This window comes from Pseudomonas nabeulensis, assembly GCF_004682045.1.
GTDB lineage: Bacteria > Pseudomonadota > Gammaproteobacteria > Pseudomonadales > Pseudomonadaceae > Aquipseudomonas > Aquipseudomonas nabeulensis.
Genome location: NZ_QUZT01000040.1, coordinates 25301 through 41013, shown reverse-complemented (window position 1 = coordinate 41013; position 15713 = coordinate 25301). Strand labels below are relative to the sequence as shown.

At 61.7% G+C, this 15713-nt stretch carries 12 protein-coding genes and 1 pseudogene; 10 read left to right on the top strand and 3 right to left on the bottom strand.

Translation table 11 applies throughout. The annotated features are described in order from the left end of the window. The first annotated feature begins 264 nt into the window (after positions 1 to 264). The gene (locus DYL61_RS20075) at positions 265 to 1935 is read left to right on the top strand and encodes a BCCT family transporter (RefSeq protein ID WP_135309774.1); all 1671 of its coding nucleotides are present in this window, start codon (positions 265 to 267) and stop codon (positions 1933 to 1935) included. Positions 1936 to 2431: 496 nt separating this feature from the next. Here the strand turns inward: DYL61_RS20075 and DYL61_RS20070 are convergent, their stop codons facing one another. From DYL61_RS20070 to DYL61_RS20060, 3 genes are all read right to left on the bottom strand, one after another. Beyond that, on the bottom strand, positions 2432 to 3349 hold the full coding sequence (locus tag DYL61_RS20070; RefSeq protein ID WP_135309773.1) for a LysR substrate-binding domain-containing protein: 918 nt from the start codon (positions 3347 to 3349) through the stop codon (positions 2432 to 2434). Between the two features lie 117 nt (positions 3350 to 3466). Next, complete coding sequence (locus DYL61_RS20065) at positions 3467 to 3835, bottom strand: BrnA antitoxin family protein (protein WP_135309772.1); 369 nt, start codon at positions 3833 to 3835, stop codon at positions 3467 to 3469. 3 nt (positions 3836 to 3838) lie between these two features. Then, complete coding sequence (locus DYL61_RS20060) at positions 3839 to 4120, bottom strand: BrnT family toxin (protein ID WP_135309771.1); 282 nt, start codon at positions 4118 to 4120, stop codon at positions 3839 to 3841. A gap of 593 nt (positions 4121 to 4713) precedes the next feature. Here DYL61_RS20060 and DYL61_RS20055 point away from each other — a divergent pair. From DYL61_RS20055 to DYL61_RS31930, 9 genes and pseudogenes are all read left to right on the top strand, one after another. Continuing rightward, positions 4714 to 5547: a class II aldolase/adducin family protein gene (locus tag DYL61_RS20055; RefSeq protein ID WP_135309770.1), complete on the top strand. Its 834-nt coding sequence runs from the start codon at positions 4714 to 4716 to the stop codon at positions 5545 to 5547. Positions 5548 to 5557: 10 nt separating this feature from the next. Continuing rightward, positions 5558 to 6520, top strand: a complete 963-nt coding sequence (locus DYL61_RS20050; protein WP_135309769.1) for an ABC transporter substrate-binding protein — start codon at positions 5558 to 5560, stop codon at positions 6518 to 6520. A gap of 6 nt (positions 6521 to 6526) precedes the next feature. Beyond that, entirely contained in the window at positions 6527 to 8971 is a 2445-nt protein-coding gene (locus DYL61_RS20045) for a TonB-dependent receptor plug domain-containing protein (protein WP_105699417.1), read from the top strand. A gap of 13 nt (positions 8972 to 8984) precedes the next feature. Beyond that, a complete protein-coding gene (locus DYL61_RS20040) occupies positions 8985 to 10328 on the top strand; it encodes an LLM class flavin-dependent oxidoreductase (protein ID WP_135309768.1) in 1344 nt (447 codons plus the stop codon). Beyond that, positions 10325 to 11899, top strand: coding sequence for an ABC transporter substrate-binding protein (locus DYL61_RS20035; protein WP_135309767.1), 1575 nt, complete (start codon positions 10325 to 10327; stop codon positions 11897 to 11899). Before DYL61_RS20040 ends, DYL61_RS20035 begins: the two co-directional genes overlap by 4 nt. Continuing rightward, complete coding sequence (locus DYL61_RS20030; RefSeq protein ID WP_135309766.1) at positions 11896 to 12846, top strand: ABC transporter permease; 951 nt, start codon at positions 11896 to 11898, stop codon at positions 12844 to 12846. The genes DYL61_RS20035 and DYL61_RS20030 overlap by 4 nt, the downstream gene beginning before the upstream one ends. Beyond that, positions 12843 to 13697 carry an ABC transporter permease gene (locus tag DYL61_RS20025; RefSeq protein WP_105699425.1) on the top strand — a complete coding sequence of 285 codons (855 nt, stop codon included), beginning with the start codon at positions 12843 to 12845 and terminating at the stop codon, positions 13695 to 13697. Before DYL61_RS20030 ends, DYL61_RS20025 begins: the two co-directional genes overlap by 4 nt. Continuing rightward, positions 13694 to 14491, top strand: a pseudogene (locus tag DYL61_RS31935) (ABC transporter ATP-binding protein); the annotation flags it as partial. The gene DYL61_RS20025 and the pseudogene DYL61_RS31935, both read left to right, overlap by 4 nt. Further along, a complete protein-coding gene (locus DYL61_RS31930; RefSeq protein WP_420825082.1) occupies positions 14483 to 15304 on the top strand; it encodes an ABC transporter ATP-binding protein in 822 nt (273 codons plus the stop codon). The pseudogene DYL61_RS31935 and the gene DYL61_RS31930, both read left to right, overlap by 9 nt. Positions 15305 to 15713: the final 409 nt, after the last annotated feature.

Genomic DNA, 15713 nt, shown 5'->3' with positions numbered 1-15713 from the left:
ACGGTAGGTCGGCCTTGTTGGCCTTTGGCTGCGGCGATTCTTGAGGGCAGGGCGGGGGGCGGACAAACCATTTTTCAACACGCATTAATGAGGAAAAGTCATAGGTCTGCGCCGGGTTTATTTGTGCGTTTAGCTCATTAATCCGTGCAATTAAATGATTTGTTGAGGCCGGTTCAGCTGACGCATTGTGCCGTGTGCAATCCCGGCATTGCCGAATAAAAAATCCCATAAAGCGCTGTACTACAACAACAAGGGAGACAGCTGATGCGTGCTAACAGCGGCCTGTTCAAAGGCCTCAATCCAACCGTGACTGTCGTGTCGGTGGCTATCGTCGTGGCGTTCGTCCTGCTCTGTGCCATCCAGGGTGACCAGGCGACCGCCGTGTTCAAGACAGCTTCCGACGCCATCCTCCACGACTTCAAATGGTTCTATCTGGCCTTGGTCAGCGGCGTGCTCTGCATGCTGTTGATCATCGCCTGCAGTCGTTTCGGCGCGCTCAAACTGGGCCGCGAACACGACACGCCAGAGTTCAGTTTCAGCGCATGGATTGCGATGCTGTTCAGTGCCGGCATGGGCATTGGCTTGATCTTCTGGTCGGTGGCCGAACCGGTCCTGCACTATGCCAACAACCCCTTCGCCCCGGGCCTGACCGACGAGGCCGCGACCGTGGCGATGCGCCTGACCCTGTTTCACTGGGGCCTGCATCCCTGGGCGATCTTCACCATGATTGGCGTGAGCCTGGCGTACTTCGCCTACTGCAAAGGCTTGCCGCTGGCGTTGCGCTCCATCCTCTATCCGCTGATCGGCAAGCGCATCTACGGACCGATCGGCCATGTGGTCGACATTCTCGGGGTGGCGATTACCGCCTTTGGGGTGTCGCAGTCGCTGGGGCTGGGCGTGGTGCAGATCAACACCGGGCTGCATCAGGTGTTCCAGGTGCCGGTGAGCATTGGTTTGCAACTGTCGATCATCGCGTTTGTCAGCCTGATCGCGGCGGTGTCGCTGGTGGCGGGTTTGTCCAAGGGCATGAAGCGCTTGTCCACCCTGAATATGTGGATCTCCTTCGGTCTGATGCTGGTGGTGCTGGCGCTGGGGCCGACCCGTTACATCCTCAATTTTTTCTTTGAGGCGACGGGGGATTACGTGCAGCACATTGTCGGTTTGAGCTTCTGGACCGACACCCAGGCCGACACCCAATGGCAGAACAGCTGGACCGCGTTCTACTGGCCGTGGTGGATGACCTGGGGGCCGTTTGTCGGGCTGTTCATTGCGCGCATCTCCCGTGGCCGCACCATTCGTGAACTGATCCTCGGTGCCCTGGTGGTGCCGACGCTGGTGACCATCTTGTGGATGTCGGTGTTTGGCGGGGCCGCTTTGAAGGACGAACAACAAGCGCGCAAGGCCAACGCCCAATTGCCGGTGGCCGAGCAGGTTGAAGGCGCAGCGTTCGCCGGTGGACCGGTGTTGCAGGCGACCCAGAAAGAAACCACCGCTGCCATGTTCACCTTGCTTGAACGTCTGGACGGCCCGGCGGTGGGCGGTGTGCTGTGCATCATCGTATGCCTGTTGCTCGCCGTGCATTTTGTGACGGCAGCCGATGCGGGTACCCAGGTGTTGTGCATGCTCAATTCGGTGGGCAGCATCAACCCGCCCAATTGGATTCGTGTGTTGTGGTGTTTTCTTGAGGGGGCCATTGCGGCGGGGCTGTTGTTGGCGGGTGGGCTGATTGCGATCCAGATGGCGAGCATCATTATCGGGCTGCCTATTGCGCTGTACTTGCTGGTGGCGGGTTATAGCCTGATCCGCAGTTTGCGGGCCGATACCATGAGTACGGTCGAAGGGTTGATGATGCGTCCGACGGCCAATGATGCGTTGGGCGAACTGGCCACCAATGACGGGCGATTTGCACCGGCGCCGGCGCTGATCAGCCACTAGCGTTGTGGGAGGGGGCTTGCTCTGTCGGTGTACATATCCGTTATTTAGGTAACGGCGGCTTATGGTTCCGCTCTTACAGCGGCTCACTTTTGGAAAGGCCCAAAAGTAAGCAAAAGGCCTTCGCCCCAACACTCGGCACCTCGCCGTAGGCTCGGTGTGCCCGTAATTCGACATGGATTTGGGGGGCCGCCGCCACGCGCCATCCATGGCGCGGGGCGGCTAAACCGGCGTCCTGCCGGTTTACCCCCCAAATCCATGCCGAATTCCGGCCAGCGTGTTTGACGGGGCGATTGCAGATCAAAAGCAAAAGCGCGGCGGCCTTAGAGCCGACCGGTATTTTATGCCATCCGCAGTTCAAATGTGGGAGGGGGCTTGCCCCCGATGACGATGCGTCAGCCAATAAATGAGTCGACTGACACTCCGCCTTCGCGAGCAAGTCGAATCGTCGCACCGCCCCTCCCACAGGGTCCATCGCTGCACCTACGCTACCAGGCACTCACGCCGCATCAATCATCTGCGCCACATGGCTCAGCAACCAGTGACGGAAGCGGTTGACGCTCTGTCGGTTGGCCGCACGCCCCTGGGGTTCCAGCAGGCAGAACTGCGCGTCAGTGCGCAGGTACACATCCGTCGGTCGCACCAATTCACCTTTCTGCAAGTGGTCGCCCAGCAGGTTCGACCACGCCAGGGCGATGCCCTGACCGGCCAATGCCGATTGGATCAGCATCGAATAACTGTTGATGTTGATGCGACGGCGCGGCTCCGGTGTCCGGTAGCCCAGGTTGCTGAACCAGTCCTTCCAGCCGATCCAGTCACTGTGTGGGTCTTCCAGCCATAACCAGGTGGCTTCGCCCAACTGTTCAGGGGTGACGATCTGCGGGTGCTGTGCCAGATAGGCCGGGCTGCATACCGGGAAAATCTCTTCGCTGAACAGCGGCGTGATCTGCACGTTTTTCGGCGGTTTGCTGCAGTAGAACAGCGCCAGGTCCGCGTCCAGGCGAGACAGGTCGTGGTTATGGTCTGTGGCGATAATCCGCAGGTCGATCTCTTCGTTCTGGCGCTGGAATTCCGACACCAACGGCAATAGCCACAGCGACGCCATGGCCGTACTGGTCAACACCGTCACCTGTTGCGCGCCGCGCCAGTGCCGCACGCCTGCAGTGGCGTGCGCCAGTTGCTGGAGGTTTTCGCGCACGGTTTCGCCGTACTGCTGGCCAGTGCTGGTGAGGTTGATTTCGCGGGTGGTTCGGGTGAACAGCGGCGTACCCAGGTAGTCTTCCAGCACGCGGATCTGGCGGCTGATCGCACCTTGGGTGACATTCAATTCCCGCGCGGCCAAGGTAAAGCTCAAATGGCGCGCAGCGGCCTCGAAAGCCACCAGGCTATTGAGGGGGGGCAGGGGGTGCAATTTCATCAGGCATCACTTTTTATAGGTTTTATACAGCGTGCATGATTGTGCAGAAGCTGGAGGGTGGTCGCTACTGTTTTGACGGGTGTCAGACGGTTGGTTTTCTCACTGGGCGATGGCTGTTTACAGAGGCACCTTGGATTTTGACTTGCTGGTCTTGGGCGTACCCAGCACTCGATTCAACTCACCTGCGACCGCGATCAGTTGCTGCTCAAGCGCTTCAACCTCTGACTGACTAATTCCGTTATTGATGATCTGGAGGGTTTTAGTCTGTTTTTTTGAAGTAGGTACAAGGTTGTGCACATCCTGCGAAACCAACGCCTGTCGTAGCAGGTTATTGATTACGGTTTGATAGCCCGTTCCTGCGTATTCCGCACGCTCACGTGCGGCTTCGATCACGGCATCGTCCAGCATGATCGTGATGCGTGTCTTGCCCTTGTTGCTGGCGACGGTGCCGCGCTTGCCGCTGCTGAAGTCGTATTCGTCTTTCATGTTTCAAGCCCCCAGGTAGTGGCGCTGTTCATTTTTGGACGCAAGCCTGGCACTGATAATGCGAACGAAATCTGGATCGCGATAGGTGTAGGCCACTATCAATATGCGTCCCTTAGCGTCTGTTCCCATGGTCACCCAGCGCTCTTCATGGTGATCATGGTCTTGTATTGTCAGGCCTGCCTCGTCATAAAACACCGGTTCTGCATCAGCCAGGCTAATGCCTTTGTGCTTGCGCTGATTGGCAATGTTTTTCGCCTCGTCGTATTGAATCCTGAATGTTTTCATTATGCATATTTTATATGTATAAAAAAGCGTTTGAATGAACCGTCAGTCAGGGAAGGAGCAGCCGGTAGGACTATGATGTGGCTGTGTCTTTTCCCATCAGATCGGAGGGGGGAGCAATCTTGATGGGGTTGCTAGCCTATTTCTGCGCGTAATGGTCGACCCGTTACGTAGTGAAGTTCGGTTTTGATTGTCAGATGATTTATCCCCCACTTGGGCGGGAGACTTTGTATCTCCCGAAGGCGGTCTATCGGTACGCCTATCCGCTACCTGAATAACGCACACGCACTCAACTCAAAAAATGCATTTCCCTGATCATCAACAAAATAAATATTAAAAAACCTGATTATTAGCATATGACTAAAAAACCTTTTACAGGCGTTTCTTAGACGAATACCTTTCAGTACAGACACGACACACTCGACCCGACCCCTCGCATGGTGGAGGTGAGCACCGACTTAACCCATCTGCGAGGGCCCCCTGATCATGACCACCTGACCCATCCCCCCAGCCTCACACCCACCTTGCGTTCCCGCTGCCGGCCCCGCCGAGCCACGGTTTCGTTCGCCCCAAAAAAATGATCCGGGTCCAACCGTATGAGCCATTCCACACTGTTCCCCCAAACCATCTACACCTTGCCCTACGACAACAACCGCCTGGCCCTTGGCGCCGTGCCCAAACATGAAGACCCCTTGCAGGAACGCCTGGACCGCAAGCAAAAGCTCGCCGCCGCGTACCGTCTGTTTGGCCGCCTGGGTTATGAAGTCGGCGTCGCCGGTCACTTCACCGCCCGCGACCCGATTCATCCGGAGCAGTACTGGATCAACCCCCTGGGCGTACCGTTCTCGCAAATCACCGTCTCCCACCTGTTGCGCGTCGACAGCCACGGCCAGGTGGTCGAAGGCGAAGGCTTGCTCAATACCAGTGCCCTGGAGCTGCACCACGATTTGCAGCAAGCGCGGCCGGACGTGGTGGGCATCGCCCACTTGCACGGTTTCCATGGCCGCGTGTGGTCCTCGTTGGGCCGCCTGTTCGACCCGATCACCGCCGAGTCCGGCGCGTTCCTCGATGACCAGGTGATCTTCCCGCGCCACGCCTTGCGCACCGCCAGCGGCGCGCTGGAGCAAGACCGCAAGATCGTCGCCCAGGCCTTTGTCGAAACCTTCGCCCAGAACAACCTGTTGGTGTGGCAGAACCACGGCCTGTGGGTCACCGGCCAGACCGTGGAAAGCGCCGCCTGGCGTTTCATCCTTGCCGAAGACACCGCCCGCGTGCACCTGCTGGCGCACTCGGCCGGCACGCCGCTGATTCCTGCGCCGGACGCGCTGGAGGGCGGTATCGACAAGGCCCGCCACGAGTTCTTTGCCTGGCTCAACTTCCTGCCGCTGTGGGACCAGATCCGCACCGAAGAACCCGACCTGTTCAACTGAGGCGCCCGCCATGCACAGTCTTTCCCGACGGCAATTGCTGCTGGCCGGTGGCGTTCTCGCGGCCGGTTCCCTGCTGGGCCAACACGCCTACGCGGCAGAACCGCTGCGCGTGTGGCGCTACAAGGGCACCGCTGCCTCGTTCCTCGCCGACGCCGGCCAGGCCGATACGCCGTACCCGGTGGAATGGGTGGACGTCAGCGGCGGCAACCTGGTGCTGGAAGCGCTGAGCAGCGGCCATCTGGACTACGCCTTCATGAGCGAGATCCCGCCGATTTTCGCTTCCATCGCCAAGGTGCCGATTGCATTGGTGGCGCTCTACCAGGGCGACCGGAACGACACCAGCCTGGTGGTGAAAAAAACCAGCGGCATCCGCACGGTGCAGGACCTCAAGGGCAAGACCATCAGCTATGTGCGCGCCACCAACACCCACTATTTCGTGTTGAACATGCTCGCGCAAAACGGCCTGAAACTGGCCGATGTCAAGGCGGTGCCGCTGCCGATGCAGGACGCGTTGACGGCTTTTCGCAACGGCCATGTGGACGCCATCGCCACCGGCGGCATCAGCGCCCTGCAAGCCACCAGCCAAATGGACGGCGAACTGCTGGCGGATGTCAGCCAGTACTACTCCGGCAACTACGTGATTGCGACCACGCAACAGGTATTGGCCAACCCTCAACGCCGCAGCCAGGTAGGCGATTTCTTGCGGCGTGAGCAAGCCACCTGGGCCTGGGTCAACGCCCATCCCGAACGCTGGGCCGAGCGCAGTGAAGCGCTGACCGGCATCGACCGCGCCTTGTACCTGCGCCAGTTCCAGCAACGCAGCCGCCCCGGCCGCCTGCTGGGCATCGATGCCGACGCCATGACGTCCCAGCAACAGGTGGCCGACCTGTTCTATCACAACCATTTGATCAGCCAGAGCGTCGATGCCCGACCGCTGTGGCGCGACGACTTCAACCCTATTCTGAACAGTTGACCTGCCATGAAACTCACTGCCTACCGTTCCACCCTGCACCTCGCACCCTTGATGTTCGCCGGTTTCTCCATGCTGCCGGCTTATGCCGCCACCACCGATGACACCCTCGACACGGTGATCGTCACCGGTTCCCGCGGCAGCGAGGCGCGCACCGTCACCAGCAGCCCGGCGCCGATTGATGTGATCAGCGCCCAGCAACTGGAAAAGACCGGCGACAGCAGCCTGCGCGCCGCCTTGCAGAAAACCTTGCCGTCGTTTGCCCAGCGCCCGTCCGGCTCGTCCAACGACAGCATCGCCCGACCTTACAGCCTGCGTGGCCTCAACGGCTCCAACGTGCTGGTATTGGTCAACGGCAAGCGCCGTCACAACAGTGCGGTGATCAACCTCGATTCCACCGCGGCCTACGGCACCAACCCGGTGGACCTGGACATGATCCCGGTCAGCGCCATCGACCATATCGAAGTACTGCGCGACGGCGCGTCGGCGCAATACGGCTCGGATGCGATTGCCGGGGTGATCAATATCATCCTCAAGCAGAGCGACAACGGCGGTTCGGTCAGCACCTCCTATGGCGAATACACCAAGGGCGACGGCGGCACGATTCGCCAGACGCTGAACAGTGGTTTCGCGCTGCCCAACGACGGTTTCTTCAACCTGTCCCTCGACGCCAAGTCCCAGCAGACCGCCGTGCGTGCGCGGGACGCCACCGGTGCGTTCTACTACCGCCAGCCCGACGGTTCCGCCGACCCGCGCGAGGCCAACGACAAAGACGTGCAGAAGAACGGCCTGCCGAAAATCAAGGCGATCAACGTCGCCTACAACGCCGAACTGCCGCTGGACGATGTGACCCTGTATTCGTTCTCCACCCTCAGCAACCGCGATGCGCGGGGCGGGCAGAACTACCGCCGGCCCAACTCCACCAACATCATCCCGTCGATCTACCCCGACGGCACCGCGCCGTTCTACACCCTGCGCGAAACCGACTACCAGGTGGCGGCCGGCGGCAAGGGCAAGGTCGCCGAATGGAACTGGGACTTAAGTTCGACCTTCGGCCGCGACAAAGGCGTGGCCGGTGCCGACGAAACCCTCAACGCGTCGCTAGGCCCGTCGAGCCCGACCCATTTCACCACCTACACCAACTACTTCGACCAGTGGACCAACAACCTCGACCTGACCCGCGCCTTCGACGTGGGCCTGAGCAAGCCGCTGCAAGTCTCCGGCGGCCTTGAACACCGGCACGAACGCTACAAGACCGAGTCCGGCAACCCGCTGTCGTATATCAACGGCGGCTACGTCTACCCCAGCGGTCCGCTGGCCGGGCAACCGGGCGCAGTGGGGGCCCAGGGCGCGATCACCCTGACCCCGGAAGACGAAGGCCAGGCCAGTCGCAACAGCTACGCCAGCTATGTGGATGTGGGCGTCAACCCAACGGAAAAACTCTATGTCGGTGTGGCCGGGCGCTTCGAACATTACGATGACGATTCCGGCAACACCCGCAGCGGCAAGCTCTCGCTGCGCTACGACCTGACCCCGGAATTCGCCCTGCGCGGCACCTTGAGCAATGGCTTCCGGGCGCCGTCGCTGTCGCAATCGGTGTATGCGCAAACCGCCAACCAGTACACCTCGGTCAACGGCGTGGCGCAGTTCGTCGAGGCCAAGTCGGTGCGGGTGGATTCCGTGCTGGGCCAGGCCCTCGGCGCCGAGGCGCTCAAGCCGGAGAAGTCACGCAATATCAGCGTCGGCTTTGCCTGGAAGCCGCTGCCGGAAGCCAACGTGACCCTCGATGCCTACCAGATCGAGATTCGCGACCGCATTGCCCAGACCGGCTTCCTGTATGGCACCGGGGTTGACCAGATCCTGCAAGCCAACGGCTACCGTCCCGGCTATCGGGTGAAGTACTTCACCAACGCCGCCGACACCACCACCCGTGGTATCGACCTGGTGACCGATTACCGCGTCGACTACGGCGCCTTTGGCACCGTCAAATACGGCGTGGCCGCCAACTACAACAAAACCACCATCGACAGCATCAAGTCGACGCCCGCATCCCTCACTGCCGCCGGCAGCAACCTGGTGCTGTTCGACCGCGTGGCCCAGGGTTACCTGACCGTGGCCAACCCCAAGACCAAGCTGATCCTCAGCGCCAACTGGAAGGTCGACAACTTCGACGTCAACGCCGGCCTGACGCGCTACGACAAGGTCATCGCCCGCGACGCCAACCCCGCCTACGACGTGACCTACGGCGCCAAATGGCTGACCGACCTGGAGGTGGCCTACAACTTCACCAAGAACCTCAACCTGGCGGTGGGCGGCAACAACATCCTCAACGTGCGTGCCGACAACAACGCGTTTCCCCAGGGCGATATCAACGGTTTTCCGAAGTTCGGCAGCATCTCGCCGTTCGATCCCTACGGCGCGTTCTGGTACACCCGCGCCACCTACAACTTCTGATGAGGACTGCGACATGAGCCAACACGACCGCCAAATCCTGCTCGGCGCCTTCATCCCCAGTGCGGGCATCATGGGCTCGGCGTGGCGCCACCCGAGTGCGGCCACGGATTCGTTCCGCGACTTCGAACACTACCGCTGGATCGCCGAAAAACTCGAGGCGGCGCGCTTTCATGCGCTGTTCTTCAACGACTCGGTGAATGTCGACCTCGACCCGCTGGCCCTGGCCCGTGGCCCCAACAGTGTGCGCTGGGACCCGCTGGTGCTGCTGCCGGCGCTGGCCCTGGCCACGCGGCATATCGGCCTGATCGCCACCGCCAGCACCACCTACAACGAGCCGTACAACATTGCGCGCAAGTTTGCCAATATCGACCACCTGAGCGGCGGGCGGGTGGGCTGGAACTTGGTCACCTCGTTGGGCGGCGGCGAGAACTTCAACCGCGACGACCATATCCAGCACGCCGACCGGTACGAGCGCGCCGAAGAGTTCTACGACGTGGTCACCGGCCTGTGGGACAGCTGGGCCGACGATGCGTTTATCCAGGACAAGGCCAGCGGGCAGTGGCTGGATACCGACAAGCTGCATGTGCTCAACCACCACGGCAAACACTTCCAGGTGCAAGGCCCGCTCAACGCTTCGCGCCCGGTACAGGGCTACCCGGTGATCGCACAGGCCGGGTCTTCCGACGCCGGTCGACGTTTGGCGGCGCGGGCCGGGGAGTTGATCTTCACCGCGCAGCACACGGTGGAGCAGGGTTTGGCGTTCTATCAGGAGATCAAGCAGACCGCCGCGGCGTTGGGGCGCAACCCTGAACACCTCAAAGTGCTGCCGGGCGTCTCGACCGTGATCGGCCGCACCCAGGCCGAGGCGCAGGCCAAATACGATCAGTTGCAGGAACTGCAAGACCCCAAGGCCTTCCTCAGTTCCATCTCGCGCTTTACCAGCCTGGGGTTTGATTTGTCGGAGCTGCCGTTTGATTCCCAGGTGCCGTTGCCGCCGGAGCAGTTCGACACCAACACCCACAAGAGCCGCCAGAAACTGGTGTTCGACCTGATCCGCCGCGAGCGCCCGACGGTGCGTGAGTTGTTCAACAAACTCACCGCCGGTGGCCATCGCATCCTCATCGGCACGCCTGAGAGCGTGGCGGATGACTTCCAGGAATGGTTCGAAAGCGGCGCTGCCGATGGCTTTAACGTGATGTTCTCCGGGCTGCATCAAGGCATCGCCGACTTTGCCGATGGCGTGGTGCCGGAGCTGCAACGCCGGGGCTTGTTCCGCACGGAATATCAGGGCCAGACCCTGCGCGAGAACCTCGGTCTGCCGTATATCGCCAACCGTCATCAGGGAGCGCAGGCATGAAGCAGCTTTCAGTCGCCATGCTGGCGTTGCTGCTGGCAGCCTGCGGCGGGCCCCCCGATAAAGCCACCCAGGTGGAACCCGGCAAGCCACAAAGCGGCGGCACCTTGCGCGTGGCGTTGGACGGCGACCCGCAGTGTGTCGACCCGCAGCAAGCGGGCAATAACACGGCGCTGAATGTGGGGCGGCAATTGGTGGACTCGCTGACCGATCAAGACCCGGTCAGCGGCGATATCGTGCCGTGGCTGGCCGAGCGCTGGGAGGTGGACGCCGATTCGCGGCGTTTCACTTTCGTGCTGCGCCAGGGCGCGACATTCAGCGACGGTGCAGCGGTGGATGCGGCGGCGGTGAAGGCCAATCTGCAAGCCATTGTGGCGCTGGGCGCACGCTCGATTTTAGGCTCGACTTACTTGGCGGGACTCAAAAGCATCGAGACGCCGGACAGTCACACCGTGGTAGTTGAATTCGAACAACCCAATGCGCAATTCCTGCAAGCCACCTCGACCATGACGCTGGGGCTGCTGTCACCGGCCAACCTGGCGCTGCCCTCGGCGGACCGCTGCCAGGGCCAGTTGGTCGGCTCCGGTCCCTTTGTGCTCAAGTCTTTCGTGCATAACCAAAAAGTCTCGCTGGTACGGCGTGACGATTACGCCTGGGGCTCATCCCTGGCGGCGCACAAGGGCAAGGCCTGGCTGGACGGTATCGACTTCCTGATCATCCCCGAATCCGGCGTGCGCCTGGGCAGCCTGGCTTCCGGGCAGATCGAGGTGAACACCAGCGTGGCGCCCCAGGATGAACCGAGCATCGAGGGCCAGGGGCTGGTGTTGTTGACCCGCGCCAACCCCGGTGTGGTGTTCAACCTGGCGCTCAACGAATCGACGCCGCTGTTTGCCGATGTGAAGGTGCGTCAGGCCTTGAGCAAGGCGATTGATCGTGCCGAGTTGCAGCGCATCATTTCGCGCTATCAAAAACCGGCGACTGCGTTGCTCGCGACCAGCACGCCGCTGTACCGCGATTTTTCCGGGTTGTTGGCCTACGATCCGGAGGGCGCACGTCAGTTACTCGACGAGGCCGGCTGGCAAGTGGGCGCCGATGGGGTGCGGGTCAAGGACGGCCAGCGCCTGTCGTTTCGCCTGGATTATTGGCAGCAGACGCCGATCCTGGAGCTGGTGCAGCAGCAGTTGAAAGGCGTGGGCGTGGATTTCCAGCTGAATAAATCCACCATCAGCCAGGTCACGGCGATCCAGGCGGCGGGAGATTTCAGCGTGCGCTTTCTCAACCTGACCCGCGCCGATCCGGATGTGTTGCGCACGGTGTATTACGCCGAGGGCTATAACATCAACAAGCGTGAGCCGAGTGAGGTGGACCGCTTGTTGCGCGAGTCTTCCGAGACCCTCGACACCGCCAAGCGCCAAGTGCTGATCGACCAGGCCAGTGAGTTGTTGTTGCGCGACGGTCATGCAATTGCTCTCGTGGAACTGGCGACCGTGCTGGCCCACGGCAAGAACGTCCAGGGCCTGCACTATGAGGCGTCGTCGCGGTTGCAGTTCTTCGACACCTGGTTGCAGCCATGAAGGGCGCGGCGTTCTACCTGTTGGCCCGGGGCGGCCAGGCGTTGCTGGTGTTGTGGGCGGCGTTCAGTGTGTCGTTTGTGATTCTGTATGCGCTGCCCAGCGACCCGGTGAGCATCATGCTTAACCAGAGCGGCGAGCAGACCTCGGTCAACCTGCAACAAGTGGCTGAGTTGCGGGCGCAATACCATCTGGATGAGCCGCTGGCGGTGCAGTACGGCATTGCGTTGTGGCACGCGGTGCAGCTGGATTTTGGTCACTCGATCCAGAGTGGCCAGCCGGTGTCGGCATCGCTGGCCGAGGCATTGCCGAAGACCGCAGCACTCGCGCTGGTGTCGTTGGTGGTGTCGCTGGTACTCGGTGTGGGGCTCGCGTTGGTGGCCAGCCTGACCCGCCAGCGCTGGCTGCGAGACCTGTTGCTTGGCTTGCCGGCGGTGGCGGTGTCGTTACCGACGTTCTGGGTGGGGCTGTTGCTGTTGCAGTGGTTTTCCTTTGGCTGGCACTGGTTCCCAGCCATGGGTAATCAAGGGCTGGCCTCGCTGGTACTGCCGACGCTGACCTTGGCGATCCCCACCAGCGCCGTGATCGCCCAGGTATTGGCGCGCTCGTTGGCCGCCACCTCGCGCCTACCGTTTGTGGACGCCTTGCGCGCCAAGGGGTTGAGCCCGTTGCGGGTGCTGTTGACCCATGTGCTGCATAACGCGGTGATCCCGATCCTCAGCCTGAGCGGGGTGATCGTGGGGTCGTTGCTGGCGGGCTCCGTGGTGACTGAAACCGTGTTCTCCCGCGAAGGCATTGGCCGTCTGGCCCAAGGCGCGGTGAGCAGCCAGGACATTCCGGTGGTGCAGGGCGTGGTGGTGTTGGCGGCGCTGATTTTTATCAGCGTCAACCTGCTGGTGGACCTGCTGTATCCGTTACTCGATCCACGTATTCGCGCAGGTGCCCGATGAGCCTTGTATTGACTGCCGTGTTGCCACGGCCACGCCATTTCAGCGTGCTGCGCCGCCGCCCACTGTTGCCGCTGGGGGTAATCGTGTTGTTGCTGGTGCTCGGCTGGGCGCTGTGGCCGCAGTTGTTTACGCATTTCGATCCCTTGCTTGGCGTGCCGGCCAACGCGTTGCAAAGCCCTTCGACGGCGCACTGGTTTGGCACCGATCACCTGGGCCGCGATCTCTATAGCCGCACCGTATACGGCGCGGGTTTATCGTTGCGCGCCACCTTGCTGGCGGTGTTGATCGCGTTGTTCAGCGGCATTGTGCTGGGGGTGCTGGCGGGGTTTTTCGGCGGCTGGGTGGATGCCGTGTTGATGCGTTGCGTGGAAGTGCTGATGGCGATCCCCGCGCTGTTGCTGGCGATGGCGGTGATCACGGTGCTGGGGTTTGGCACGGTGAATATCGCCTTGGCGGTGGGCTTGTCGTCAGTGGCGACCTTCGCCCGCCTGGTGCGCGGTGAAGTGCTGCGCTGGCGCGCCAGCACCTTTGTCGAAGCTGCATCGGCCTGCGGCGTGGGGCCGTGGACGATTATCCTGCGGCATATCCTGCCCCATGCCAGCGCGCCGGTATTAGCCTTGGCGGCGTTGGAGTTCGGCAGTGCGGTGCTGTCGGTATCGGCCTTGAGCTTTCTGGGCTTCGGCGCGCCGCCGCCGCAACCGGAATGGGGCTTGCTGGTGGCCGAGGGGCGCAATTACATGATTTCCGCCTGGTGGTACACCAGCCTGCCGGGCCTGGTGGTGGCAGCGGTGGTGGTGTCGGCCAACCAACTGGCGCGGGCGTTGCAGCAGGATCAAGGGGGTACACGATGACCGAACAGATGTTGTTGGAGGTGCGCGACTTGCGCATTGCCTATCACGGTCGCGACGGGCGCACGGAAGGGGTGGCGGGGATCGACTTTCAGCTCAAGGCCGGGGAGATCCTGGCGATTGTCGGCGAGTCCGGTTCGGGTAAATCCACCACCGCTGCGGCGTTGGTGGGGTTGCTGGCGGGCAATGCGCAGATTGAGTCCGGCAGTATTCGTCTGGCGGAGCAGGAGCTGACCAGCGCCAGCGAGCGCCAATGGCAAAGCATTCGCGGGCGCAGCGTGGGTTTTGTGCCCCAGGACCCAGCGTTGTCCCTGGACCCGGTGAAACGTATCGGCCAGCAGTTGGTGGAAGCGCTGACCCTGCACGGCGTACCCAAGGTATTGGCGCGTCAGCGCAGCCTGGAACTGCTGCGGGAAGTCGGCTTGCTAGACGCTGAACGGATTGCGCGTGGCTTTCCTCATCAACTCTCCGGCGGCATGCGCCAACGGGTGTTGATCGCCATCGCCTTGGCCAACGACCCACCGCTGGTGATCGCCGACGAACCCACCAGCGCATTGGATGTGGGCGTACAGCGGCAGATCCTCGACCGCCTGCAAACCCTGGCCCGTGAGCGCGGCACGGCGGTGTTGTTGATCACCCATGACTTGGGCGTGGCACTGGACCGGGCGGATCGGTTGCTGGTGATGCACCAGGGGCGGATTGTCGAAACCGGTGCCGCGCGGCGTGTGTTTGAAGCACCGCAGCATGCCTACACCCGGCAATTGCTGGAGGCCGCGCCGAGCCTGTTGGTGCAACAGCGGCGGTCCACGAGTGTGGTTGCGTCGGATAAAACACCGCTGCTGACCGTTCAAGGTCTACGCAAGGACTTTTCCACGTGGCGTCATTCGACATCGCTGGCGGTGGACGATGTGTCGTTTCATCTGCCGCGCCATGGCACCACCAGCCTGGTGGGCGAGTCGGGCTCGGGCAAGTCCACCACGGCGCGGTTGATCCTGGGGTTGGAGCGGTTGGACAGCGGCAGTGTGCTGTTTGACGGGCAAGACATCAGCCGGGTTTCGCGGCGTGACTGGCTGGCGCTGCGGCGGCGGATCCAGGTGGTGTATCAGAACCCCTATGCGTCGCTGAATCCACGGTTGAGCCTGGAGCAGATCATCAGCGAGCCCTTGCAGGCATTCGATATTGGCGACCCGGCGTGGCGCAAGCAGCGCGCGGCGACCTTGCTGGAACAAGTGGAATTGCCGGCGCGGTTGCTGGGCAGCCAGCCGGTGGCGTTATCCGGCGGGCAACGCCAGCGCGTGGCGATTGCCCGGGCGTTGGCGTTGGAGCCGCAGTTATTGGTGTTGGATGAGCCGTTGTCGGCGCTGGATGCGTCGATCCAGGGGCAGATCTTGAAGCTACTCGCGGATTTGCAGGCGCGCTTGGGGTTGAGCTACCTGTTTATCTCCCATGATCTGGCGGTGGTGCGGCAGATTTCCGACCATGTGGTGGTGATGCGCGGGGGCAAGGTGGTGGAGCAGGGGGCGTGTGAGCAGATCTTTACGGCGCCGGGGAGTGACTATACGCGGAGCTTGTTGGCGGATATTCCGGGACGGTTGTTGGATGTTGGGTGATGGAGTACATATCCGTTTTTTAGGTAACGGCAACTTATGGTTCCGCTCTTACGGCGGCCCACTTTTGGAAGGACCCAAAAGGAAGCAAAAGGTCCTCGCCCCACCACTCGGTGCCTCGCCTAGGCTCGGCATGCCCACGCTCCAAAGCCTGCGTTCGGCCAGCGTGTTTGACGAGGCGACCGCAGATCAAAAGCAAGAGCGCGGCGGCCTTAGAGCCGACCGGTTGGGTGTGTCGTACTCGGTCAACACTGTGGGAGGGGGCTTGCCCCCGATGGCGGTGTGTCAGCTGCAAACTTTTCGGCTGACACTCCCTCATCGGGGGCAAGCCCCCTCCCACAGTTTTGATCTCCATACATCAGGTAGAGAGTGGTTTGCTCTGGCTCTGGCTCTGGCTCTGGCTCTGGCTCTG